This window comes from Streptomyces hilarionis, from assembly GCF_024539675.1.
GTDB classification, from domain to species: domain Bacteria; phylum Actinomycetota; class Actinomycetes; order Streptomycetales; family Streptomycetaceae; genus Streptomyces; species Streptomyces hilarionis.
Genome location: NZ_JAHHIT010000564.1, coordinates 1 through 341, shown reverse-complemented (window position 1 = coordinate 341; position 341 = coordinate 1). Strand labels below are relative to the sequence as shown.

At 60.7% G+C, this 341-nt stretch carries 1 protein-coding gene; it reads left to right on the top strand.

Features of this window, described 5'->3' with window-relative positions; all coding sequences use genetic code 11:
• Window positions 1–17 precede the first annotated feature (17 nt).
• On the top strand, window positions 18–341 hold a 324-nt coding region (locus KMS84_RS44235), incomplete at its 3' end, for an MFS transporter (protein WP_285894508.1).

The window sequence follows — 341 nt, the reverse complement described above, 5'->3', positions numbered from 1 at the left end:
GAATACTGGTCGTAGGCTTGGCCGTCGGCATCAACCTGACCACCTACAACTTCCTGCTGCCGCTGTGGATGGTGCTCGGGGTGGGCTATTCGCTGGCCCAGACTCCGAGCGGTCGCCTGTTGCGTCGCTCGGCACATGCCGAAGATCGCCCGGCGTTGTTTGCCGCCCAATTTGCGCTGTCCCATGCTTGCTGGTTGATTACTTATCCACTGGCGGGATGGCTGGGAGCCAACATCAGCCTCACGGCGTCGTTTGTTGGCCTCGCCGTGGTGGCAGGCAGTGCACTACTGGTCAGCATCGTGATCTGGCGCCCAGCTCATGATCAGGAGTCGATCAAACAC